A 23,722-nucleotide genomic window follows, 5' to 3' on the forward strand; every position below is an offset into this window, starting at 1 on the left:
CGTGCACGACAACCCGCACAGCCCGCTGGCACACCCACCCCGACTACGCGCCCGTCAACGAATTGGTACGACGGCCGCCGCGTCCGACGCGATCTCTGCCGAGCCTTGCCAGCCGGGTGGCTCGAACGGGAGGTCGACCGAGGAGCTCAGCTGGACGGTGACAGTGGTCCCGGTGACGTCGGCAGACCAGTCCAGCCCGTCGAAACGGTTGCCTGCGCCAACGGAATCGAGGTACTCCGCGGTGAGTCTGCGGGCTTCCTCCGGATCGATCTCCGCATTCCCACTCGCACCGGCCTGCGCATAGACAGCCGCCAACCCGTTGGCCGCGGAAAGCACCGCCCCGTCGGCAGTCGCATCCAGATCCCGCCGCACCAGAAACACCTTCGAAATGTCGGTCACCACCACGATCATCATCAGGATCACCGCGGTGAATCCGATGATCAGCACAGTCATCTGCCCACGCTCGTTCCGCAGACCGGGTCGACCTGGCCCGCGCGCTGTCAGCCGCGCTTTGAACGCAGTACCGGTCGTCATCCGTTGCCCTTGGCTTCTCGGTAGTCGCCGTAGGGTTCGGTGTGCGAGGCGCTGACGTGGACGGCCGGGCGCTCGCCACCCAGCGCATCCGGGATGAACGGCAACGGCACCTCGGCGTCGAGTTCGACCGTGACGGTGGATCCAGGCTCCAGGCAGGCCGGATTGCAGCTGATCTTCAACTGCCCGGGGCTCAACTCCACCCCCTGGTCCTTCATCGCCAGCCGCGCCGCCTCGAATGCCCGAGCCCGCGCGTCATCCTCCGTCAACCCGGCCGGCACGATGATGAACGCCCGCCCAGCCGCTCGCGTCGCCGCCGTCGCCCCGTACGAGGTGCGCTGTACGTCGAACACCCCGAGCATCACGTACACAAGCGGCACCAACAGCAACAACGCCAACCAAGAGAACTCCACGACCGCATTCCCCCTCTCCTCCCGCCGGTACGGCGACATCCGCCGCACCACCAGGCCCGGAAGTCGGCGGCTCATTCGCCGGTCTCCTTGACGGCGTGACCCTCGACGGTGAACTCGACGCCCGGCCCCCACAACCCGAGCGGCGGCATGTGCGCCTTCACGACGATCAGCACGCCCGGCTGGCCGTCGACATCCGTCGCCTGCCCGTCGACCGACTCGATCAGCTCGTTGCGGACCACGCCGCTGACAAGCTCCCGCGTCCGTGCCTCGCCGTCCGCCGGCTCACGATTCAGCACCGCCGCGTAGTGCGCCCCCTCCGACGCAGCCGCCGTGATCGTGTTCCGCACATACAGGAACAACCCCACCTGCAGCACGCCGAGAAACAGCGGCACCACCAACATCGCCACCATCACAAACTCCACCACCGCCGCACCTCGCTCGCCACGCGGCGACCTGGCCCATCCGGCGACGCGGGCAGCGGCGAGAGTCACGAAGGGAGGTGGGGTCATTTGTTGGATACGGAGTCCAGGGCATTTTCGAGCATGTCTTGTAGTTGTCTGCCGGCTACGCCCCAGATGGCGACGACAAGGCCCGCGGTCATCACGGTGATCAGGACCCAGCCGGGGACGTCGCCGCGTTCCTTGCGCGCCGGCCGGGGCTTCACCACCAGCATCAGGAACAGTCTGGTCAGCAACAGTGACATGGCATCTCCTCAGTTCATCCGGCGATCAGCCGGATTCCGACAGCACCCGGATAGAAGGCGAAGGCGATCGTCACCGGCAGCACGAGAAACACCACCGGAACCATCATGGCTACTTCCCGGCGCGCGCCGGATTCGATCAGTTCCCGTCTGCTCGACTCGCGGATGTCCCCCGCCTGCGCCCGCAGTACGTCGGCCAGCGGCGTCCCTCGCTCGAGGGCAACCGCGAGGCCGTCGGCGAATCGGGTCAACGCCAGCAGGCCGCTCCGGTCGGCCAGCGCGTCGAGGGCCCGCACCAACGGATCACCCGCACGGGTCTCGGAGAGGACTCGCTGCAGCTCATCGGCCAACTCACCTCGGCACGAACGAGCCACGCGATCGAGAGCTGCGGCAGGTCCTTCGCCCGCAGCCACGGAGAGCGCCAGGAGCTCCGCGACAGTAGGCAACTCGGCGAGCAGGCGACGTTCCCGGCGCCGCACCTGGCTGGTCAAATAGGTGTCCCGCGACAGCACCCCCAGTACTGCGAGGATCCCGCAGAGGACGAGTAGTCCGACTGGATTGCCGAGTCCGAGGGACAGGGCGACCAACGCGATGAGGAGTCCACCGCCGAAGCCGGCGGCGCCCCAGAGCAGCTGCTCGATCCGGAATTCCTCAACGGTACGGTCGATCCCGGCCCGGGCCAGTCGCCGCCGGACGGAGGTCGCTCCGCCCAGGATGCGCTCGAGGCGGACCGCGCCGGCGCGGAGCGACGGCCCGAACAACCGCAGGATCGCGTAGAACGGCGAGCCGGAGTCGACCACGCCCAGAAAGACGTCCGAGCCGCCGATGTCCCGCAGGTACGGGCCGATGCGGTCGTCCACGGAGGGCTTCCGCAGGAACGGCAACCGCCGCACGATCAGCAGCAGGCTCGCCCCGAACGTTGCCCCGAGCAACCCGCCGACGAGGACCGGACTCATCGCAGCACCCGCTCGGGCTCAGGCAGCCGGCCGATCCGCAGCATCACGCGGTAGGCAACGACGCAGACGACAGCGCCGATCCCGAGGATCAAGGCGCCGATCGGTGAGTTGTAGCGCTGGATCACGTCACCCTGGAACGACAACATCGCCAGCACGAGCCAGGGCGCCGCCACAGCGACCCGTGCACCATTGACCGACCACGACTGCCGTGACTCCAGCTCGGACCGGGTGCGGGCATCGTCGCGCAGAAAGCTCGACAACGACCGCAGCAACCGCCCGAGGTCACCGCCACCGACCTCGCGAGCGATCCGCAACGCCTCGATCACCCGGTCGCCGACGGGATCGGCCAGCCGCGCCTTCAGCCGATCGAGGGAATCGGCGAACCGGCCAGTCGACGCGTAGTCGGCCCCGAACCTCCTGAACGGCTCCCGCAACGGCACCGGCCCGCGCTCGCCGACCTGGGCAAGCGCCTCCGACAAGGACAGGCCGGCCCGTACTGCGGACGCGATGTTGTCCACCACGTCCGGCCAAAGCTCCCGGAACTCGGCCAGCCTCCGGCGAGCGCGACTCTTGAGCAAGGCCACCGGCACGCCACCCGCCATGATCCCGAAGATCAACCCGATCGGCAGCGTCGCCGAGACGACGAACATCAGGACGAACGCGATGAAGCCCGTGATGAAGCAGGCGCCGATGAAGGCAGAAGGGGTCACGCCTTCGACTCCGGCGCTCGCGAGCAACTCCCGGCTCCGCGCGGTCAGCCGGCCTTCGGTGCGCGGCTTGGCGTCAGCGGGCGCGACGAAGGTCCAGATGATCAGCAGCAGGCCGATACCGAAGAAGAGCCCGAGAAGGAGTCCCATCAGCTCACACCCCGCGGCAACTCGGTGAGCAACCCGGCAGGCGAGTATCCCGCTAGCTGGAACCGCTCCGGATGCGGCAACTGTCCTTCGGCGCGACGCAGGTGTCCGTCGATGGTGCCGAACAGCGTCTCGGTCTCGATCGCCTGATCCTCGATCCGGCCGCTCACGGCCACGATCTCCCGGACCCGCCGTTGCCCGTCGGCCGCGATGCCGAGGTGCACCACCAGGTCGACACAGCCCGCCACGGTCGGCAGCACGAACCGTGAGCCGATGTTCTCCCCAGCCAGCAACGGCAGGGTGCACATCTTCGTCAGCGCCTCGCGCGCCGAGTTGGCGTGGATCGTGCACATGCCGGGAAGTCCGCTGTTCAGGGCCAGCAGGAGGTCGAGGCATTCCTCACCGCGCACCTCGCCGACGATCACCCGGGACGGCCGCATCCGCAGGGACTCCTTGACCAGGTCGCGCAGCCGCACCTCGCCGGTGCCCTCGAGGCCGGCCTGCCGGGTCTGCATCGAGACCCAGTCCGGGATCGGCAGCTTGATCTCGAAGACCTCTTCACAGCTGATCACCCGCTCGCTGCCCGGGATCGAACCCGCCAGCGCGTTGAGCATCGTGGTCTTTCCGGCCTGGGTGCCGCCCGAGACGAGGATATTGAGGCCGCAGGCAACAGCCGCGTCCAGCACCGCGGCCGCGTGCGGGGTGAGCGAGCCGAGCGAGACGAGGTCGGCCAGCCTGGTCGCGCGGACGGTGAACTTACGGATGTTGATCGCCGCATACCGCTGGGTGATGCCGCCGAGCACGATGTGCACGCGGCTCCCGTCCGGCAGCCGCGCGTCGGTGAACGGCTGGGACACGTCGATCCGCCGCCCGGTCGTCTTCAGCATCCGCTCGACCAGATCGCTGACCTCCTCCTCGGTCAGCACCGTGGTGGTCAGCTCGTGCCGGCCCTCGCGGGCGATGAACACCCGGCTCGGCTCGTTGATCCAGATCTCCTCGACCGCCGGGTCGTCGAGATAGCGCTGCAGCGGGCCGAAGCCGGCCACCCGGTCGTGCACCTCGCGGCTGACCGCCTCGACGTCACCGATCGGCGGCACGATCCCGGTCAGGCTGCGCTCGTCGTACTCCTTCACGACCATCGCCACGATGGCGTTCACCGCGCCGGGGTCGCGCAGCGGGTCGATGCCCTCGCGCCGGACCACCTCGCGGACCTGGGCGTCGATGAGTTCGACCGCACCACTCCAGCCGGACCGGCGCGCGGCAAGTCTGTCGGCTGTCATCGTCTCCCCAGTTGACGTCTCGACCGGTGACCCTACTGGTCACTGTGCGCGACCATCCTCCCAACCCAGGGTGTACCGGCGCCAACCCGGTCCCTGCTGCCTGTGGATAACCCTGATGCAGCCCAGGCTCACAGAACGTATCCACTCGCTCACGTCCAGGTCCAATCGATTGCACCTTGTTGCAAGTCCGCCAACCGCCCGCAGTCCCCCTGATCGTCCCGACCGGGGTGTAACACGCAGGTCCGGCCGGGGCGTCGTAGAGAGTGAGACCACGACGGAAGGCAGTGATGAGACCGACGACGGATGATTTCGAGGAGTTCGCCAGGGCGCGCACGCCTCATCTGTACCGGACGGCCTGGCTGCTGGCGGGCGACCGGCACCACGCCGAGGACCTGGTCCAGGAGACGCTCGCCAAGATGTTCCGCGCCTGGCGGGGCCTGCAGCGGATCGACAACCCGCCGGCGTACGCGCAGACCGTGCTGGTGCGGACGTTCATCTCGCAGCGCCGCCGGCGGAGCTGGACCGAACAGCCCACCTCGGCGCTGCCGGACCGGGCCGAACGCCCCGGCGACGTCGAACTGCGGCTGTCGCTGCAGAAGGCGCTGGCCGAGCTCGCCCCGCTCGATCGTGCGGTGCTGGTGCTGCGGTTCTTCGAAGATCGCAGCGTCGAACAGGTCGCGCTCGATCTCGGCAAGAACGCCGGTGCGATCAGAACCAGGACCTCCCGGGCGCTGGACCGGCTCCGGGCCGTCCTCGGTGACGACGCCGTCCACCTGATCGCACTCTGACCTGACGTCCCAGGAGACAGCCCGATGAACAACTTGAACGACACCCTGCCCGACCTGATGCGCCGGGCCACCGAGAACCTCGAACCCGAGTCCACCGACCTGGTCGAACGCAGTATGCGCCGGGGCACCACCCTGCGCCGCCGCCGGACCGCCCTGCTCAGCTTCACCGGCGCAGGCGCAGTACTGGCGACCGCCGGCATCGTCATCGGCGGTACCCAGCTGTTCGGCGGTACTGGCGAGGCGCCCGCCGCCGGGACGGCCGGCCAGTCCGTCACGGAGGAAGCGACAGGTCCGGTCACCCAGAAGGAGACGCTGGCGACGCTGATGAAGCTCCTGCCGGCCAATCTGAAGGTCAGCAAGCCCCAGACCTGGGGCGACGACGGCTTCCATGGCGCCGCTGTCGTCGTCGACGACGGTCAGGGGCCGTCCAAGATCTCGCTCGGTGTGACCGCGCCCGGTGCGGACGGCACCTGCATCATGGAGCCCGGGACCTGCAAGACCCGCCCGGACGGATCACTCATCAGCGTGGAGGCCAACGGACCCACCTACGGGGAAGGAAATCCGGGCGGGGTGATCCGGAACTCGGTCACTATCGTCCGGCCCGGCAGCGGGTCGATCAGCTTGATCAGCTTCAACGCCGCGGAGGAGAAGGGTGTCGACAAGTCCCGCGCGAAGCCGGCGCTCTCCTTGGAACAACTGATCACGATCGCGGACAGCCGGACCTGGCGGTTCCCGTTGCAGCAGAAGGTGCCGACCTCCGGTCCGACCAAGCCCGAGCCGAAGTCGCCAGGTGCGGGGAAGGCGACGGTACCGGTGCAGCAAACCCTGCACAACTTGAAGAAACTGCTGCCGCGCGACCTGACCTTCACCCGGCCGGAGACGTGGGGCGGCGGCACCGGGGGCTACAACGGTGCGGCCTACGTGATCAACGACGGGAAGGGGTTGTCGCGGATCGACGTCTTCGTCTCCTACGAGCAGCCCGTCACCAAGTGCGGGCCGGAAGGCATCGCGCACTGCCAGGTCCGGTCGGACGGTACCGTGGTCGGCTGGGTGAAGAACGAACCCTCGTACGCCGACGCCCGCCAGAAGGTCAACGGGGTCGTCTCCAACCGTGTCGAGATCCACTACCCGGACGGCCGCATGATCGGCATGACGAGCTACAACGGCCCGCAGGAGAAGGACGCCAAGCACACCCGGACCACGCCCGCGTTCACTCCGGATGAGCTGATGGCGATGGCCAAGGACAAGGCCTGGAAGTTCCCGGGCACCGGGACCAAGTAAGGCTCGCCCTCGTCCGTCGCTGGTCCTCTGAGGGGTGGATCAGCGGTGGACGAGGGTGTGTTCGAAGGCGTAGCGGGAAGCGCGGAACAGGTGCGACCCGTACTCCACCGCACGCCCGTGATCGTCGTAGGTGATCCGCGTGGTCGCCAGCAGCGGACAGCCCGGCTCCTCCATCAGGAGCCGGGCTTGCTCTGGTGTCGCGGGCTGGGCCGAGATCGTCTGGTGCGCCACCTTCAGGCGGACCCCCTCGGCTCTGAGCAACTCGTAGAGCCCTCGCTCGGCCAGAGTGTTCGGATCCGTGTCGAGCACCTCCGGCGGCAGCCAGTTGCGCATCAGCGCCAGCGGTTCGCCGTCAGCCTTGCGGAGCCGCTCCAGGCGCAGTACGCGGTCTCCTTGCTCGCACTGCAAGGCGGTGGCCACCACTGCGCTCGCCGGCGCGATGCCGAAGCGCAGTACGTCTGTCTGCGGTTTCCGGTGCGCCGCCGACAGGTCGTCGTACAGGCTGGTGAGCTCCAGCGAGCGCCGCACCTGGCCTGAGTTGCCCACCACCTGCGTGCCGACGCCGCGCTTGCGTACGAGCAGTCCCTGATCGACCAGCCGGGCTATCGCCTGCCGGACCGTCGGGCGGCTCAGACCGTAGGCCTCTGCGAGGTCCACCTCGTTGCTGAGCCGAGAACCGACCGGGAGGTCACCGCCCTGGATCGCCGCTTCGAGCTGCTGCGCGAGTTGTACGTGAAGCGGAGTGCGACTGGTGCGATCAACGCTGACCTGGACGGTGCTCATGGGCACATCTTGGGGTGTCAGGGGCTTACCGTCGAGTCAGAGCGCGGATTTGATCAGATCTCTTCGTTTGTGAATGCGTCCCGGAACCGGCGCAGTGCGAGCTCACTATCGCTTTGTGCAAAGGCCTCGAGACCGACAGTGCCGGAATAGCCGATTCTGCGGAGCGCGGCGGCGACCGCCGGAAAATTGATCTCCCCGGTGCCCGGCTCGCAGCGCCCGGGTACGTCGGCGACCTGGAGCTCACCGATATAAGGGAGCGTCTTTTCGAGCAGGGAGATGAGATTCCCTTCGCCGATCTGCGCGTGGTACAGGTCCAGCATCATCCGCAGATTCGGATGACCGACGGCTTTCACCAAGGCAAAGGTGTCAGCGGCTCTGGCGAAAGGCACGCCCGGATGATCGACCTCGGTGTTGAGATTCTCGAGCACGAACATCACGTCGTGCCGAGCGGCGAGTTCGGCCAGTCGCGTCAGCGTCTTGGCTGCTGTCAGCCACATCTCCCCACTCATCCCGTACTGCGGTACGCGGGGCAGGCCGCCTTCGCCCAGTTCGGTGCCGTGCAGGTTGAGCCGCGGGCAGTTCAGGGCCTTCGCGACCTCGATCGACTGCTCGGCTGTCTTCAGCAGTTCGTCCTGGTCGAACGTGAGCGAACCGCGGACGTACCCCGTCATCGAGGAGAAGGTGGCTCCGGTGCTGATCAGCGCGTCGATGTCCTTGGTGGTGTGGTCCCAGATCTCCACGTCGAAACCCAGCTTGTGAATGAGCTCGACACGCTCCACGAAGGGTTTGTCGGTGAACAACATCTCCGCACAAGCGGCGAGCCTCATGCCGCGGCACCCAGCTTGACCGGTCGGCCTTCTTCGTGGGACGTCATCGCGGCGAGTGCGACTTCGAGCGCTCGGCGGGCGTCCTCGCCAGTGACAGGCGGGACCCCCTTGCTGCGAACGGCCTCCGCGAAGTCCTGCAGCTCCTGGGTGTAGGCGTCGACGAACATCTCCTCGTCGCTTCGCAAGGTGTGCTGCCGGATGCCGTTCTCGCCGTAGTGCAGCATCGGGCTGTTCGCGTGCCGCCCGGCGGTGACCATGCCCTTCGAGCCGAACACCTCGCCGCGGACGTCGTACCCGTAGAGTGCGGAGAAGTTGGCCTCGGCGGTGGCGATCGCGCCGTTGTCGAAGGTGATCATCACGGCGGCGGTGTCGAGCAGACCGCCGTCCTTGTACTCCGGGGCGACCAGCGCGTCCGCCTTCGTGTAGACCTCGATCGGCTCGGCTCCCGGGTTCAGCCAGAGCAGCATGTCGAAGTCGTGGATCAGGGTCTCGCGGAAGATCGTCCAGGGCTTCACGTTCGCGGCGTTGCTGAGCCCCGCCGGCCACCCCGGATCACGGGTGAGCGAGCGCATCAGCTGCGGAGTACCGATCTCGCCGTCGACGACGGCCTTACGCGCAGCCGCGAAGTCCGCGGCGAACCTTCGGTTGAAACCGACCTGGAACGGCACCCCCGCCTGCCGGGTCGCCTCGATCGCGCGGTCCATCTCCTCGAGCGTCAAAGAGGCGGGCTTCTCGCACCAGACCGCCTTGCCCGCCTCGGCTGCCTGCACGATCAGCTCGCTGTGCACCGCTGCGATGGAGGTGATCAGCACCGCGTCGATGTCGGGATCCTTCAGCACGTCGTCGATGTCACCCGTTGCCCTGGCACCGTACTTCGCGGCGAGCCGCTGGGCCGCCTCCTCCACCGGGTCCACCACCGCCGCCAACTCGGCGCCGGCGACCCGGCGCGCGACGTTGCCCGCGTGCATTGTGCCGATCCGCCCGGCACCGATCAACGCTGTACGAATCACCTGCAACCCGTGGTCTGTCCGCATGGCCGCCCCGCCTCCCGTGAATTACTAGAGCGCTCTAGTCACCGGCTAGCGAACACTGCTTTGATAGGGCTCGTCAAGTGTCGATCCGAAGGAGTTCTCGGGATGAGCCGTCCGACGATGGAGGACGTTGCCGCCCGTGCCGGTGTCTCCCGAGCCCTCGTCTCCATCGTCTACCGCGACGCCCCCGGCGCCAGCGAGGCCACCCGGGCCCGCGTGCTGGAGGCCGGTGCCGCGCTCGGCTATCGCCCGGACCACCGCGCCAGGTTGCTCGGCCGGACGCGCACCCGCCTGCTCGGCGTCACCTTCGACGTACAGGCTCCTTTCCAAGGCGATCTGGTCGAGGCTCTGTACGCCGCGGCCGAGTCCTCCGGCTACGACCTTGCTCTCAGTGCGGTCGCCCGGACCCGTAGTGAGGCTCTGGCGATCCAGTCGCTGCTGGACTACCGCTGCGAAGCCCTGATCTTGTTGGGCCCGCAACTCTCCGCGTCCGCGCTGGCAGACCTGGCGACGCCTCAACCCGTGGTCGTCGTAGCCCGCAAGGTCAAGGCCGCCGGCGTCGACGTAGTACGGACCGACGATGTCGACGGCTCCCGCCAGGCCGTCCGGCACCTGATCGACCTCGGGCATCGCAACATCCTCCACGTGGATGGCGGCAAGGCGCCGGGAGCCACGGAACGGCGTACCGGCTATCGCAACGCCATGCGCCGAGCTGGGCTGACCCCGGCAGTCCTCCCTGGCGGATCCACCGAGGACGCCGGCGTCAACGCCGCGCAGACCTTCCTCAAGGACCCCGGCGAGATCACCGCCGCCACCATCTTCAACGACCGAGCGGCCGTGGGTTTCCTCAACGCCGTCCGGGATTCCGGCCTCCGTGTCCCCGACGACCTCTCCGTCATCGGCTACGACAACACCACCCTCGCCACCCTCACCCACATCGACCTCACCACCATCGCCCAACCCACCCCCGCCCTCGCCAAACTCGCCGTAGAACGAGCAACGGTGAGACTCACCACCAAAACCCCACCCACCGAAGAAGTAGTAGCCCCCCGCCTAGTCCTCCGCAGCACCACCTCACCCCGCACTTGAGCCCGGAGCCCCGTCTACTCCCAGAACTTCCTGCCCTGATGCTCGACATACTTCACGAGGAACTCCTCCAGGCTGTTTCCGACTCGGTACCAGTCCTCGCGCGGGTCCAATGGCAGGCTCACCAGGATCCTGCTGTCGCCCGCTTCGCCGGCGTAGATCAGGAGCTCCAGGTCGCCAAGGAACTCGCCGATGACGACGTCGCCCGGACGCCGGTCAGCCGGTCGGAGGTACTGCTGGTCCGAGGTCCGCCGCCAACTGACCTCGGGGCCTAGCAACACCAGCCCCCGCTGGCCGTAGTCGACATCCGTGAACAACCTCGCCTCACCGCACGCCTGCCAGAGCTCCCTCAGCTCAGCAGGAACCTCCTCGTCAAGCGCCCAGGACGCGTCTTCCCTGAAAGAGACAGAACACGCCAACCGAAGGCTGTCGTCCCCATGCAGCCGCCGCGGCGCCAGGTGCCGCGCCACACACTGCCGCAGAATCCCCTCGATGCTCATCCCTCGGATACCGGTCCCATCGGGGTTGTTGTGTGGATGCCGTTGTCGAAGAGGTGATTGGCTACGGCGAGGCCGTCGACGCGGAGTGGGGTGCGGGGGCCCCAATGGGCCGCCGCCTGACACGTGGTCTTGGATCGCGGGCGTGAGGCTCTCCACCCCCGGCCGACGCAGGAGTACAAGCTCCGGGCAGGTGAAGTAGGCGCCGCCGTGGTACTCGCCGGTCTGTTGCCACCGCGCCATCAGCCGGTTCAGTTCGGCCACTGTCAGAAGGGTGAACGCCCACCGGCCTTCAGAGTGCACGGTCGCCCAGCGATCAGTGTTTTCGACGTCCTCCGGGCTCTCGCCCCCCTTGAGCAGAAGTTCGATGGTCCAGCCGTTTCCAGGAACTCGACAGAAGTTCAATGCCCCTCCCGGACCCTCATTCAACCCGATCGTGGTGTGTTCGGTTGGGGAGGTTGTGGGGGGTGATCGGGTGGATGTTGGAAGGGAGCGAGTGGGGGGCGTTGGGGAGGAGGTGGTGGGACTGGAGGAGGGCTTGGCAGGCTCGGCGGAGGTCGGTGGGGAGGTCGTGGTGGAGGACGAGGGTCAGGGCGCCGGTGCGCAGCAGGGCGTGGTTGTCGGGGTCCAGGTCGTGGGCGACAAAGCAGCGGTAGGGGCGGTTGAGGGAGGTGAATGCCTCGACGATGGCTCGGTTACCGCCGCCGATCGAGTAGACGGCATTGAGGGTGGGGTCGGCGGAGAGGGCGGCCAGAGCCAGGCCGTGCATGGTGGTGTCCAGGCCGTCGGTGTTGTTGAGCTCCACCAGGGATCGTTGTGGGGCGAGGCGGCGGAGCGTCGCACGGAAGCCCATTTCCCGTTCTTCTTCGCCGCGGAAGGTGTCGCGGCTGAGGGTGACCAGGATGTTGCCGGGGGCATCGCCCAGCCACTGGGAGATGAAGTACGCCGCGGTGGCGCCGGCTGCGCGGTTGTCGATACCGACGTAGGCGGCGCGGCGGCTGGTGGGAAGGTCGGTCACCAGGGTGACGACGGGGATGCCGGCGGCAACGAGGAGGTCGACGGCCTCGACCACCTCGGGCTCGTCGGGGGCCTTGAGGATGACGCCCTGGGAGCCACGGCGGCGGACGCGATCCAGGGTCTCGACCATCGCGGGAGCTGACGCGGTCTCGTCGAGGGCGAAGCGGGCGCGGATGATGGCGGGGCGGAGGCCGGGGAGTTCGCCCTCCAGAGCGGAACGGACAGCGCTTGAGAAGCGGGCAGGCGCCTGCATGACGAGGTCGATGACGAAGGTGCGGCCGCCGAGGCGGACCTGGGACTGTTGCCGGTCGAGGTCGCGGATCGCCTGTTCGACCTGGCGCTGGGCGCGGACGCTCACGCCGGCCCGGCCGTTCAGCACCCGGTCGACCGTCGTCTCGCTCAGCCCGGCCTGTACTGCGATGTCCCGCACCCGGTAGGCACGTCCCACGAGGCAACCCCCAAAGACGGGTTTTTGACGGATTCCAGGTGTACCAATCCCACCACCGAAGCACCAGGCTGAATTCCAAACGAGAGGAGCCACCGATGACCTGGCTGAACCCCGAGGACGCTCGCCTGGAAGACCTGCTGAAGGTGCTCGAGGACCACACCGACCCTGCGGACTATCCGTTCGCGGAGGAGATCGTGCAGGAGGTCCCGCTGTACGACGCCGCCCGGCTGCGCAAGGAGGATCCGCTGGAGGTGCAGGCGGAGCTGGCCCGCGCGTTCAGCGAGGGGCCCGGCATCGTGGTGCTGAAGGGGGCCTTCGGCAAGGACGTGGTCGAGGCCACCAGCGCCGAGTTCTACCGGATGATCGACGACCAGCACCGGGCCGGCACCGCCTCGGGTGACCACTTCGCCAAGCCCGGCGCGAACGACCGGGTCTGGAACGCCCTGGAGAAGCTCGCGATCCGGGCCCCCGAGGTGTTCGCCGCCTACTACGCCAACGATCTGCTGGCTCTCACGGCGAAGGCCTGGCTCGGACCGGCGTACCAGGTGACTTCGCAGGTGAACGTGGTGAATCCGGGAGGTGAAGGTCAGACCGTACATCGCGACTACCACCTCGGATTCCAGTCGAACGAGGTCGCCGCTGCCTACCCTGCTCATGTGCACAAACTGTCCAGCGTGCTGACGCTGCAAGGGGCGGTCGCACACTGTGACATGCCCGTCGAGAGCGGGCCGACGCTCTATCTGCCGCACTCGCACAAGTACGAGCTCGGCTACCTGGCCTGGCGCAGGCCGGAGTTCGGCGAGCACTTCGTCGCCCATCACGTTCAGTTGCCGTTGGCCACGGGTGACGCGGTGTTCTTCAACCCCGCGCTCTTCCACGCGGCCGGCAGCAACCACTCCACCGACATCAAGCGGATGGCGAACCTGCTGCAGATCTCATCCGCCTTCGGGCGGGCGATGGAGAGCGTCGACCGGGTCCGGATGGCGGTCACCCTCTATCCCGTCCTGCGGACGCTGCGGCAGGATGACGCCTTCGATCTGGACAACGTCATCGCCGCGAGTGCCGAGGGATACGCTTTCCCCACAAACCTGGACCGGGACCAGCCGATCGGCGGACTCGCTCCACCGACCCAGGCCGACCTGGTCCGGCAGGCCCTCGCGGAGGACTGGCCGGACGACCGTCTGCAGCAGGCCCTCGACGAGCACGCCGTACGCCGCCGTACGGATGACATCTGAGCAAGGGAGAAGGCATGGAACCGCTTCGCATCGGCATTCTCGGCGCGGCCCGGATCGCGGGCAAGGCGATCGTCGAACCGGCCCGCCTGACCGGCGCCCGGCTGGTCGCGGTCGCCGCCCGGGACTCCGAACGGGCTCGGGCGTTCGCCGCCGAGCACGGTGTCGAGCGGGTCCATGCCGGCTACGACGACGTGATCAACGATCCCGACGTCGAGGTGATCTACAACCCGCTCGCCAACGGGCTGCACGGGCCGTGGAACCTGAAGGCCATTGCCGCGGGCAAGCACGTGCTGACCGAGAAGCCGTCGGCCAGCAACGCCGCCGAGGCCGCGCAGGTCCGGGACGCAGCGCGCGAGCGGGGCGTCGTCCTGATGGAGGGCTTCCACTACGTCTTCCACCCGGTCACGCGACGGCTGCACGAGCTGCTGAGCAAGGGCGAGCTCGGCGAGCTGCAGCACGTCGAGACCACGATGGTGATGCCGCCGCCGGCCGACGACGACCCGCGCTGGTCGCTGTCGCTCGCCGGTGGCGCGGTGATGGACGTCGGCTGTTACGCCCTGCACGCGCAGCGGATGCTGGCTCCCTGGGGCGGCGGCCTGCCGACTGTGGCGACTGCCCGGGCCGGTGAGCGTAAGCGTCTTCCTGGTGTCGACGAGTGGCTCAACGCCGACCTGGTCTTCCCCAACGGCGCGACCGGTGCGGTCCGGACAAGCATGGCCGCCGAGCAGGTCGACTTCAGCTGCCGAATCATCGGCAGCCGGGGTGAGGCCTTCGCGCCCTCCTTCGTACTGCCGCACCTGGACGACCGGATCACGGTGACGACGAAGGAGGACACCTGGGTCGAGCACCTGGGCCGCAAGTCCTCGTACACCTACCAGCTCGAGGCCTTCGCCGCTCACCTGCGCGAGGGCAAGCCGCTCCCCATCGACGCCGATGACGCCGTCGCCACGATGGAACTCATCGACGCCTGCTACCGCGAAGCCGGCCTCCAGCCTCGCCCCGTCACCACCATCTAGCCCGTTCCCCGCTAGCGCCGCGCCCCTAGCCCGTACTGCGTTGCGCTACCGCGGCTGACCGCCCGGCCTCCGAAGAGTGCCGGGCGGTCGCGCGCGCTGCCGCAGTACTCGGTGGGAGACGTCAGCGGCACAGCTCTTTCCACAACGGAGGGTGCAGGCCTCGGGTTGTGAATCAGATTGCCTGAAGTTGCCACTGATGACACCTTGACGCGCATTAATGCGCAGTGGCTAACTATCTGCATCCGCCCTGCCTTGAGGAGACTCGATGCGCTTCCGCCCGCACCCCCTCCTGTCCACAGTCGGCGCCATCGCGCTGGCCGCACCGCTGGCGCTGGTCCCGCCGGGAGCGGCGGCCGCCCAAACCTCACCGAGCGAGGCAGCACTGGTATCACCCGAACCGCAGCAGCTGACCCAGCGCCACGATGGCTTCCCGATCACCCCGGTGGTCGGGCTGGTCCGGGGAAAGGACTCGGACGCCGATTCTGAGCGGGTACTGCGGCAGGTGCTCCAACGCGCCGGCGTGATGACAGTGCGAACCACCGACGGCAGTGACCCAGGCACGCCGACCACCTTCTGGCTCGGCCAGGGCGACGCTGCTCTGGCTCAACTGCACGTCAACGGCACTGCGGGCCTCGCGGCAGAGGGCTATGTGCTCGCCGCCGGGCTGGACAAGGAGGGGCGCGGCCACGTCGTCCTGGACGGCGTCGACACCGACGGCACGTTCTACGCGGCGCAGTCGCTGGCCCAGTTGGTGCAGGCGCGGCCTGGCACCGACTGGATGCCTGGCGTGGCGATCAGGGACTGGCCGACGATGCGGTACCGCGGCTCGATCGAGGGGTTCTACGGCACTCCGTGGTCCCACTCGGACCGGCTCGACCACCTCGACTACCTCGGCTCACACCGGATGAACACCTACGAGTACGCGCCGAAGGACGACCCGTACCACCGCGAGACATGGCGCGAGCCGTACCCCGCCGACAAGCTGGCCCAGCTCGGCGAACTGGTGACCCGGGCCCGTCAGAACAAGGTGGACTTCACCTTCGCGCTCTCCCCCGGGCTCGACATCTGCTACACCTCGGAGGCGGACTTCCAGGCGCTGGTGGCGAAGTTCGAGGCGCTCTACGCCCTCGGCGGCCGGTCGTTCAACGTGCCACTCGACGACATCGACTACAACACCTGGCACTGCGACGCCGACCGGACGAAGTACGGGACCGGCGGTGGTGCGGCCGGCCGGGCGCAGAGTGATCTGCTGAACCGCGTGCAGCGCGAGTGGGTGGAGACCAAGCCCGACGTGGCACCCCTGCAGATGGTGCCCACGGAGTACTACAACGTCACCGAAACGCCGTACAAGAAGGCATTGCGGGAGTTGCTGGACCCGGATGTGGTGGTCCACTGGACCGGCATCGGGGTGGTGCCACAGACGATCACTGCCGCCCAGGCCGCGCAGGCGAAGGCGGTGTTCGGGCACGACATCCTGATCTGGGACAACTACCCGGTCAACGACTACGCGGCCGGGCGGTTGCTGCTGGCCGACTACAGCGGACGCGAGCCGGGCATCGCCGATCATGTCGCCGGGGTGATCTCGAACCCGATGAACCAGGCCGCTGTCAGCAAGGTCGCGCTGTACTCGTTCGGCGAGCTGGGCTGGAACCCGGCGACCTACGACGAGCAGGCCTCCTGGCTGCGGGCACTCGACGAGCGTGCCGGTGGCGACGAGGCGACTGCTCGGGCTCTGCGAGTGTTCGCCGATCTGAACACGTACGACGGCACGCTGCACTCGGAGAGCGCGCCTGAGTTCGGAGCGGCGGTGGACGCCTTCTGGAAGACCTGGCGCGCCGGTGATCGGTCTGGAGCGGTGAAGATGCTGCGGCCGCAAGTGAACGCCGTGGCAGCCGCGCCGGCCGTGATCCGTTCGGGCGTGGTCGATCCAGCCTTCTCCGACGAGGCGGAGTCGTGGCTCAAGGCAACGGAGCTGTGGGGACAGGCGATGCAGCGGGCGCTGGTCCTGCTGTCCGCGCTGGACGCCGGCAATGGCGCGACGGCCTGGACCGAGCGACAGCAGCTCACCACGCTGATCAACCAGGCGAAGGCGATCCGGGACAGCCGGGCACCTCACAACGGAACCTACCCGCGGATCGGTGAGCGGGTGGTCGACGAACTGCTGGCCGAGGTCGGCAGGGTGCACGACCGCTGGCTCGGCGTGGTGCCGGGCCGGACTGCCACGACCTCGCTTGGCACCTACCAGGACAACGTCCCGGCACGGATGGTCGACGGCGATCCGAACACCTTCTTCTGGAGCAACGGCAGCCCCGGGCCGGGCGCCGAAGTACGGGTGGATCTTGGCGAGAGCACTCAGATCAGTGACATCGCCTTGCTGATGGGCAAGTCGAACAGCCCGAACGACTACATTCACTCCGGAGCACTGGAGTACTCCGTCGACGGCACGCAGTGGACGGAACTGGCGCGCGGGACAACCGCAGAGGTCCGCGCTACCGCACCTGCCGGCACCAAGGCGAGGTACGTCCGCTACCGCGCGCTCGCCACGAACGACTTCTGGCTCGTCGTCCGCGAGTTCGCCGTCCAGACCGTCGGCAGCGACAAGACCACGCTGACCGTCACCGGCTCGCCTACGCCCGCCACGGACTCGTCGTACCAGCGGGCTGCCGATGGCAACGTCGAGACGGCGTACATCGCTTCAGGTGCTCCGGCGCAGGGTGATGCCCTGGTGGCGACCTTGTCGGCCCCTCGCAAGCTCGCCTCGCTCACGGTGCTCCAGCGGGCCGGTGGCGTCGGCCAGGCGCAGGTCGAGGTACAGGTCGGTGGCGAGTGGCGCTCGGTCGGGTCTGTGGGCGCCGCCTATGCCGAGTTCGACACCCAGGACCAGCTCGCTGAGGCGGTCCGCTTGTCTTGGAAGGACGGAAGTCCTGCTCCGCAGGTGGCCGAACTGGTACCGCGCTGGGCCGATACGCCGTTGGTGACGCTCAGTGTGGATCCGGCTGAGGCCGATGTCGTGCGCGGCCAGGCGTCGACCATCACCGTCAACCTCTCGCCCGCCGGAGCTGGGGACCTCACCGGCACTCTCGCGATCGCTCCACCTGCGGGCTGGACTGTGACGCCGTCCAGCAGCAGCGTCACGGTGACCCGGGGCTTCACCCGGTCGGTCGCCGTGAACGTGACGCCGCCGGCCGACGCGGCCCTGAGTACGGTCGTCCTTCCGGTGGCCTTCAGCGCCGGCGGCGATACGTTCACCACCAGTGCCGCTCTCTCGGTCCGGCCGAAGACCTCCACGACCAACGCCGCACTCGAGCGACCAGTGACCGCCTCAGGCGTCGAGCCCGGCACCTCGTACACGCCTGAGTTCGCCGTGGACGGTGCCCCGGCCACCCGCTGGGCCTCCGGGTACGACGACGCGTCCTGGCTGCAGGTGGACCTCGGCACAGCCACTGCGCTCGGCAAGGTCGTGCTCCGCTGGGAAACGGCGTATGGGAAGGCCTACCAGGTCCAGGTGTCCGATGACGGCAACACCTGGACCACGGCCGCGGAGGTCTCGGACAGCGACGGTGGCGTCGACACCGTCTGGCTCGACGCCACCGGCCGCTACCTCCGCCTGCAAGGCGTCAAGCGAGCCACCACCTACGGCTACTCCCTCTACGAACTGGAGGCCTACCCGACCACCCAGTGATCAGTCGTGGGTGGGGAAGCCCAGGTTCAGCCCGCCGTGGGACGGGTCGAGCCAGCGGGAGGTGATCACCTTGCCGCGGGTGAAGAAGTGGACGCCTTCGGCGCCGTGTGCGTGTGTGTCACCGAAGAGCGAGTTCTTCCAGCCGCCGAAGGAGTAGTAGGCCATCGGCACCGGGATCGGGACGTTGACGCCGACCATGCCGACCTCCACCTCCGTCTGGTACCGGCGGGCGGCGCCACCGTCGTTGGTGAAGATCGCCGTGCCGTTGCCGTAGGGGTTGGAGTTCACCAGGTCGAGCGCCGCGTCGTACGACGGGACGCGGACGACCGAGAGCACCGGGCCGAAGATCTCGTCGGTGTAGATCGACATGTCCGGGGTGACCTTGTCGAACAGCGTCGGGCCGAGCCAGAAGCCGTCGTCGCCGCCGTCGAACGGGCCTTCGCGACCGTCGACGGCCAGCTCGGCGCCTTCGGTCACCCCGGCCTCGACGTACCCGACGACCTTGTCGCGGTGGGCGCCGGTGACGAGCGGACCCATGTCGCAGCCGCGGGTGCCGTCGCCGGTCTTCAGCGTCGCCATCCTGGTCCGGATCTTCTCGATCAGATCGTCCGCGACGGGCTCGACCGCGATCAGCGCGGAGATCGCCATGCAGCGCTCACCCGCCGAGCCGAAGCCGGCGTTGACCGCGGCGTCAGCGGCGAGGTCGAGGTCCGCGTCGGGGAGCACGACCATGTGGTTCTTCGCGCCGCCGAGCGCCTGCACACGCTTGCCGTGCGCCGTACCGGTCTCGTAGACGTAGCGGGCGATCGGGGTCGAGCCGACGAACGAGACGGCCTTGATGTCCGGGTGCTCGAGCAGCCGGTCGACGGCCTCCTTGTCACCGTGCACGACGTTCATCACACCGTCGGGCAGACCTGCCTCCTTCCAGAGCGCGGCCACCGCGTTCACCGCCGACGGGTCCTTCTCGGACGGCTTGATCACCACGCTGTTGCCGCAGGCCACCGCGATCGGGACGAACCACAACGGCACCATCGCCGGGAAGTTGAACGGTGAGATCACCGCGACCGCCCCGAGCGGCTGGCGGATCGAGTACACGTCGACGTTGGTGGAGACGTTCTCGCTGAAGCCGCCCTTCATCAGGTGCGGGATGCCGCAGGCGAACTCCACCACCTCGAGGCCGCGGGTCACCTCGCCGAGCGCGTCCGACAGCACCTTGCCGTGCTCGGCGGTGATCAGTGCGGCGATCTTCTCCTTGCGCTCGTTCAGCAGTTCGCGGAAGGCGAAGAGCACCTGCGCACGCTTGGTGAGCGAGGTCCGGCCCCACGCCCTGGAGGCATCGTGGGCGACCTTCACCGCCTCGTCGACAGTCGCCGCCGAGGCCAGGTCCAGCTCGCCGGTGGCCTCGCCGGTGGCGGGGTTGTAGACCTTGCTGGTGCGCTCGGAGACGCCCGTCCAGGGGGTCCCGCCGATCAGATGGGTGATTCGCTCAGTGCTCACAGCTGCATCCCTTGCTTCATCAGTAAGTCGGTGATCTTCTCCCGCATGAACGTGCTCGAGTCCCGGGCACGTTCCTCCCAGGCGAAGACGCAGGCGGTGACGGTGCCGTCGAACCCGACCGCGGCCAGGCTCTCGAACAGCTCGTCGAAGTCGACCTCGCCCTGGCCGATATCCAGGTGCTGGTGCACCCGGACGGTAGAGCCGGGCGGGTTGACGATGTAGCGCAGACCGGACGACCCGGTGTGGTCGAACGAGTCGGCGACGTGCACGTTGGTCAGCAGGTCACCCGCGTACCCGATGATCCCCGGTGCGTCGTTGCCCAGGTGGAACGTGTGCGGCGCGCAGTACAGGAAGCTCACCAGCGGGCTGTTGATGCCGCGGATCAGGTCGATCGCGGCGCGGCCGCCCTCCTCGAAGTCGTCCGGATGCGGCTCGAGGACGAGCCGGACCCCTTCCGCCTCGAAGACCGGCAGCAGTTCCTCCATCGACCGCCAGAACTGCGACTCGCTCCTGGCCGCCTGCTCGGGCCTGCCGTTGAACTCGGAGTTCATCACGTCCACGCCGAGCTCGGCGGTGATCCGGATCGCGCGCTTCCAGTACCGGACCGCCGCCTGCCGGTCGTCCTCGTCGGGCCCCGACCACTTGTACAACGGAAGCACCGACGAGACCCCGACCCCTGTCGCCTCCAGCTCGGCCTTGAACGCCGCCACCCTCGCGTCATCCACCCGCGGGTGGTTGAAGAAGGGCAGGAAGTCGTCCCGTGGCGAGAGCTCCAGCCACTGGTAGCCCAGGTCGGCCACCAGTCCGGGGAGCTCCAGCAGCGGAACGTGCCGGAACATGTAGGGGTCGAGGCTGAGTTTCACCCGAGCACCTCGCTACGCCTGACCATCTCGACCTCCACCGGGCGACCTTCCTGCAAGGACTGCACGCCGGCCGTGCAGACCGCGGCGGCGGCATATCCGTCCCAGGCCGTCGGGCCGTCGATCCCGCCCGTCGCCGCGGCGTTCACCCAGCGCTGGACCTCGATGTCGTACGCCAGCCCGAAGCGGACCCGGAAGTCGTCCGGCACCGCACCACCCCAGTGTCCGGCCGCCCTGGTCAGCACGTCGACCCCCAGGCCGATGGTCGCGCTGCCCCGCTCGGCGACCGCCTCGCAGCGCACCTCGTAGCCGACCTGGAAGTTGACGAACACCTCCACGTCGGCCAGCGCGCCGCTCGCCATCTCGAACACCGCGAACTGCGGGTCGAGCACGCCTTCCCCGACCAGGCTGGTCGGCTTCGGCGCGTGCACGGTGATCCGGGTGATCTCGTCGCCGAACAGCCACCGCGCCACGTCGACCTCGTGCACCAGTGAATCGCGCACGATCATCTCGCTGCGGAACGTCTCGGGGACCGTCTTGTTCCGGTGCACGTTGTGCAGCAACAGCGTCCGCCCCAGGTCACCGGAGTCCAGCAACCGCTTCAGAGCCGCGTACTCCGGGTCGAAGCGGCGCATGAACCCGACCTGGATCAACGGCCGGCCCGTCTTGTGCTCGGCCTCCACCACCCGCAAGGACGACTCGGCGTCCATCGTCAGGGGCTTCTCGCAGAGCACGGGCTTTCCGTGCTCCAGGCACGCCATCAACTGCTCGGCGTGAGCGAAGCCGGGGGACGCGATGATCACCGCGTCCACCTCGGCATCGCCGATCAGGGCCAGCGGATCGTCGATCACCCGGACGCCGTCGAGCGCCGTCGCCAGGGTGGTCGCTCGGGCCACGTCGGGATCGGACACGGCGACCAGCCGGGCGCCGGAGGTCCGCCGCGCGACCCGCTCGGCATGATCGGCGCCCATCATCCCGACGCCGATGATGCCGATTCTCAGCTCCGTCATCCCGCCCCCTTGTCCAGTGGAGATTCGACCGCGACCTGTCCGTTGCCCTCGACTCGCTCGACGACCAGCTCGGGGTCGACGCCGCGCAGCTCATGGCTGAGCGCCTCGAGCTCGGACCCACCGGCCATCTCGTTGGTCAGCTGCTCCAGGCTGATGTCGGCCCGATGGGTGTCGAGCGAGACCCGGCCCAGCTTCAGCACCACGAAGTGGTTGCCGACCAGGTAGGCGTGGTGCGGGTTGTGGGTGATGAAGACGACTCCCAGGCCGGCGTCGCGGGCCTTGACGATGTACTTCAGCACCACGCCGGACTGCTTCACGCCGAGCGCGGCGGTCGGCTCGTCCAGGATCAGCACCTTGGCGCCGAAGTAGATCGCCCTGGCGATCGCGATGCACTGGCGCTGACCGCCGGACAGCATTCCGACCGGCTGCTCCAGGTTGGGGATCGAGATCCCCATCTTGGTCAGCTCCTCGTTGGCGATCCGCTTCATCCTGGTGGCGTCCATCGTGCCGAACGCCTTGGTGATCTCGTTGCCGAGGAAGAAGTTCCGCCAGACCGACATCAGCGGGGCCAGCGCCAGGTCCTGGTAGACCGTGGCGATCCCACTGTCGAGCGACTCGCGCGGCGAGCTGAACCGGCGCTCCTCGCCGTTCACCGACAAGACCCCGTCGGTGTGCTCGTGCAAGCCGGCGATGATCTTGATCAACGTCGACTTGCCCGCGCCGTTGTCGCCGAGCACGCAGGTGATCTCACCCTGCCGGACGGCCAGGGTGACACCACGCAACGCGTGCACGTTGCCGTAGCTCTTGCCCACATCGTCCAGATAGACGATCGGTGAGGTCGGGCTGGTGGTGGCCTCTTCCGCGAACCCTGTGGTGGTGCTCATCTCAGATCCGCCCTCTTCTTCACGGCGAGGTTGACGATGGTTGCCAGCAGCAACATGACGCCCAGGAACGCCTTGAACCAGTCGGCGTTCCAGCCGGCGTAGACGACGCCGAGCTGGGTCATCCCGAAGATCAGCGCGCCGATCGCCGAACCCACCACCGAGCCGTAGCCACCGGTCAGCAGGCAGCCGCCGACCACCGCCGCGATGATGTAGATGAACTCCTTGCCGACACCCTCACCGGACTGCACGACAGCCTGGTTGAAGAGCAGGTGCATGCCGGAGAACCAGGCGAAGAACCCGACCGTGATGAACAGGCCGATCTTGACCCGCTTCACCGGTACGCCGACCGCCCGGGCGGCCGCCGCGTCACCGCCGACGGCGAAGATCCAGTTGCCGACCTTCGTCTTCAGCAGCACCCAGGTCCCGATCGCGACGAACACGATCCACCAGACGACCAGGATCTTCACGTTGAGCGGGCCCAGCTTGAACTCCGAGGCGAACACCGCCTGGGCTGAGGAGAACCCGTCCATGTCGCTGATCGAGTTCGACGAGACCGTGCCGGACAGCACCCGGGTGACACCCAGGTTGAGGCCCTGCAGGATGAAGAAGGTGCCGAGCGTGACCAGGAAGCTCGGCAGCCCCGTGCGCATCAGAAGCCAGCCGTTGAACGCACCGATACTGATCATGACGACCAGCGACACTCCGACGCCGACCCACACGTTGGTGCTGAACTGGTAGGCGAACAATCCTCCGGTCAGACCCGCCGTCGTCACCGCGACACCGGCCGACAGGTCGAACTCACCGCCGATCATCAGCAGTGCCACCGGCACGGCCATCACGCCGATCAGCGCGGACTGGTAGAGGATCGTGCCCGTGGTGGCGAGCTCGCGGAACGGCGGCGCGACGATCAGGAAGAACACCAGCACCACCACGGCGCCGACCAGCGACCCGACCTCGGGCCGGCTCAGCAGTCGCGCACCCAGAGACCGGGACGATACCCGGTCGTCGACCGTCGGCGGCGCCGTCAGTGTGGAAGCCATGACGAT

23 protein-coding genes are annotated in these 23,722 nt (G+C 68.0%); 6 read left to right on the forward strand and 17 right to left on the reverse strand.

The window, feature by feature from the left end:
* Positions 1-54: 54 nt before the first annotated feature.
* The 7 genes from EV644_RS02165 to EV644_RS02195 form a co-directional block, all read right to left on the reverse strand.
* On the reverse strand, positions 55-453 hold the full coding sequence (locus tag EV644_RS02165) for a pilus assembly protein TadG-related protein (protein ID WP_132187213.1): 399 nt from the start codon (positions 451-453) through the stop codon (positions 55-57).
* Positions 454-530: 77 nt separating this feature from the next.
* On the reverse strand, positions 531-1,019 hold the full coding sequence (locus EV644_RS02170; RefSeq protein ID WP_132187212.1) for a hypothetical protein: 489 nt from the start codon (positions 1,017-1,019) through the stop codon (positions 531-533).
* Complete coding sequence (locus EV644_RS02175) at positions 1,016-1,369, reverse strand: TadE family protein (RefSeq protein ID WP_241997813.1); 354 nt, start codon at positions 1,367-1,369, stop codon at positions 1,016-1,018. The genes EV644_RS02170 and EV644_RS02175 overlap by 4 nt, the downstream gene beginning before the upstream one ends.
* 80 nt (positions 1,370-1,449) lie before the next feature.
* Entirely contained in the window at positions 1,450-1,647 is a 198-nt protein-coding gene (locus EV644_RS02180; RefSeq protein ID WP_132187210.1) for a hypothetical protein, read from the reverse strand.
* Positions 1,648-1,661: 14 nt separating this feature from the next.
* Entirely contained in the window at positions 1,662-2,600 is a 939-nt protein-coding gene (locus EV644_RS02185; RefSeq protein WP_132187209.1) for a type II secretion system F family protein, read from the reverse strand.
* Positions 2,597-3,457 (reverse strand): type II secretion system F family protein, encoded by an 861-nt coding sequence (locus EV644_RS02190; RefSeq protein WP_132187208.1) that lies wholly within the window; start codon positions 3,455-3,457, stop codon positions 2,597-2,599. Before EV644_RS02190 ends, EV644_RS02185 begins: the two co-directional genes overlap by 4 nt.
* A complete protein-coding gene (locus tag EV644_RS02195; protein WP_132187207.1) occupies positions 3,457-4,734 on the reverse strand; it encodes a TadA family conjugal transfer-associated ATPase in 1,278 nt (425 codons plus the stop codon). The genes EV644_RS02190 and EV644_RS02195 overlap by 1 nt, the downstream gene beginning before the upstream one ends.
* 287 nt (positions 4,735-5,021) lie before the next feature.
* Here EV644_RS02195 and EV644_RS02200 point away from each other — a divergent pair, with 287 nt between their 5' ends.
* Positions 5,022-5,522, forward strand: a complete 501-nt coding sequence (locus EV644_RS02200; protein WP_132187206.1) for a SigE family RNA polymerase sigma factor — start codon at positions 5,022-5,024, stop codon at positions 5,520-5,522.
* Between the two features lie 24 nt (positions 5,523-5,546).
* Complete coding sequence (locus EV644_RS02205; protein ID WP_132187205.1) at positions 5,547-6,803, forward strand: hypothetical protein; 1,257 nt, start codon at positions 5,547-5,549, stop codon at positions 6,801-6,803.
* Between the two features lie 39 nt (positions 6,804-6,842).
* Here the strand turns inward: EV644_RS02205 and EV644_RS02210 are convergent, their stop codons facing one another.
* From EV644_RS02210 to EV644_RS02220, 3 genes are read right to left on the reverse strand one after another with little or no spacing between them, the layout of a single operon-like run.
* Positions 6,843-7,586, reverse strand: a complete 744-nt coding sequence (locus tag EV644_RS02210; protein ID WP_132187204.1) for a GntR family transcriptional regulator — start codon at positions 7,584-7,586, stop codon at positions 6,843-6,845.
* 53 nt (positions 7,587-7,639) lie between these two features.
* Positions 7,640-8,413 (reverse strand): TIM barrel protein, encoded by a 774-nt coding sequence (locus EV644_RS02215; protein ID WP_132187203.1) that lies wholly within the window; start codon positions 8,411-8,413, stop codon positions 7,640-7,642.
* The gene (locus tag EV644_RS02220) at positions 8,410-9,447 is read right to left on the reverse strand and encodes a Gfo/Idh/MocA family oxidoreductase (RefSeq protein WP_132187202.1); all 1,038 of its coding nucleotides are present in this window, start codon (positions 9,445-9,447) and stop codon (positions 8,410-8,412) included. Before EV644_RS02220 ends, EV644_RS02215 begins: the two co-directional genes overlap by 4 nt.
* Positions 9,448-9,549: 102 nt before the next feature.
* On the opposite strand from EV644_RS02220, the gene EV644_RS02225 reads away from it, so the two are divergent.
* On the forward strand, positions 9,550-10,533 hold the full coding sequence (locus EV644_RS02225) for a LacI family DNA-binding transcriptional regulator (RefSeq protein WP_132187201.1): 984 nt from the start codon (positions 9,550-9,552) through the stop codon (positions 10,531-10,533).
* Between the two features lie 14 nt (positions 10,534-10,547).
* Here EV644_RS02225 and EV644_RS02230 read toward each other — a convergent pair whose 3' ends face one another.
* Entirely contained in the window at positions 10,548-10,847 is a 300-nt protein-coding gene (locus EV644_RS02230; RefSeq protein ID WP_132187200.1) for a hypothetical protein, read from the reverse strand.
* 601 nt (positions 10,848-11,448) lie between these two features.
* Positions 11,449-12,492: a LacI family DNA-binding transcriptional regulator gene (locus tag EV644_RS02235; RefSeq protein WP_132187199.1), complete on the reverse strand. Its 1,044-nt coding sequence runs from the start codon at positions 12,490-12,492 to the stop codon at positions 11,449-11,451.
* 95 nt (positions 12,493-12,587) lie between these two features.
* Here EV644_RS02235 and EV644_RS02240 point away from each other — a divergent pair, with 95 nt between their 5' ends.
* From EV644_RS02240 to EV644_RS02250, 3 genes are all read left to right on the forward strand, one after another.
* Positions 12,588-13,727 (forward strand): phytanoyl-CoA dioxygenase family protein, encoded by a 1,140-nt coding sequence (locus EV644_RS02240; RefSeq protein WP_132187198.1) that lies wholly within the window; start codon positions 12,588-12,590, stop codon positions 13,725-13,727.
* Between the two features lie 14 nt (positions 13,728-13,741).
* Positions 13,742-14,743: a Gfo/Idh/MocA family protein gene (locus EV644_RS02245; RefSeq protein WP_132187197.1), complete on the forward strand. Its 1,002-nt coding sequence runs from the start codon at positions 13,742-13,744 to the stop codon at positions 14,741-14,743.
* A gap of 265 nt (positions 14,744-15,008) precedes the next feature.
* Positions 15,009-18,425 carry a glycoside hydrolase family 84 protein gene (locus EV644_RS02250; RefSeq protein ID WP_132187196.1) on the forward strand — a complete coding sequence of 1,139 codons (3,417 nt, stop codon included), beginning with the start codon at positions 15,009-15,011 and terminating at the stop codon, positions 18,423-18,425.
* Here the strand turns inward: EV644_RS02250 and EV644_RS02255 are convergent, their stop codons facing one another.
* Genes EV644_RS02255 through EV644_RS02275 form a run of 5 tightly spaced genes read right to left on the reverse strand, consistent with a single transcriptional unit; the run spans position 18,426 to position 23,716 of the window.
* Positions 18,426-19,922, reverse strand: coding sequence for a CoA-acylating methylmalonate-semialdehyde dehydrogenase (locus tag EV644_RS02255; protein ID WP_132187195.1), 1,497 nt, complete (start codon positions 19,920-19,922; stop codon positions 18,426-18,428). It abuts the gene before it with no gap.
* Positions 19,919-20,785 carry a sugar phosphate isomerase/epimerase family protein gene (locus EV644_RS02260; protein WP_132187194.1) on the reverse strand — a complete coding sequence of 289 codons (867 nt, stop codon included), beginning with the start codon at positions 20,783-20,785 and terminating at the stop codon, positions 19,919-19,921. The genes EV644_RS02255 and EV644_RS02260 overlap by 4 nt, the downstream gene beginning before the upstream one ends.
* Positions 20,782-21,792: a Gfo/Idh/MocA family protein gene (locus EV644_RS02265; RefSeq protein WP_132187193.1), complete on the reverse strand. Its 1,011-nt coding sequence runs from the start codon at positions 21,790-21,792 to the stop codon at positions 20,782-20,784. Before EV644_RS02265 ends, EV644_RS02260 begins: the two co-directional genes overlap by 4 nt.
* Positions 21,789-22,676 carry an ATP-binding cassette domain-containing protein gene (locus tag EV644_RS02270; protein WP_132187192.1) on the reverse strand — a complete coding sequence of 296 codons (888 nt, stop codon included), beginning with the start codon at positions 22,674-22,676 and terminating at the stop codon, positions 21,789-21,791. Before EV644_RS02270 ends, EV644_RS02265 begins: the two co-directional genes overlap by 4 nt.
* The gene (locus tag EV644_RS02275; protein ID WP_132187191.1) at positions 22,673-23,716 is read right to left on the reverse strand and encodes an ABC transporter permease; all 1,044 of its coding nucleotides are present in this window, start codon (positions 23,714-23,716) and stop codon (positions 22,673-22,675) included. The genes EV644_RS02270 and EV644_RS02275 overlap by 4 nt, the downstream gene beginning before the upstream one ends.
* Between the last annotated feature and the right edge of the window lie 6 nt (positions 23,717-23,722).

The organism is Kribbella orskensis, assembly GCF_004342085.1.
In the GTDB taxonomy this organism is placed as follows: Bacteria; Actinomycetota; Actinomycetes; order Propionibacteriales; family Kribbellaceae; genus Kribbella; species Kribbella orskensis.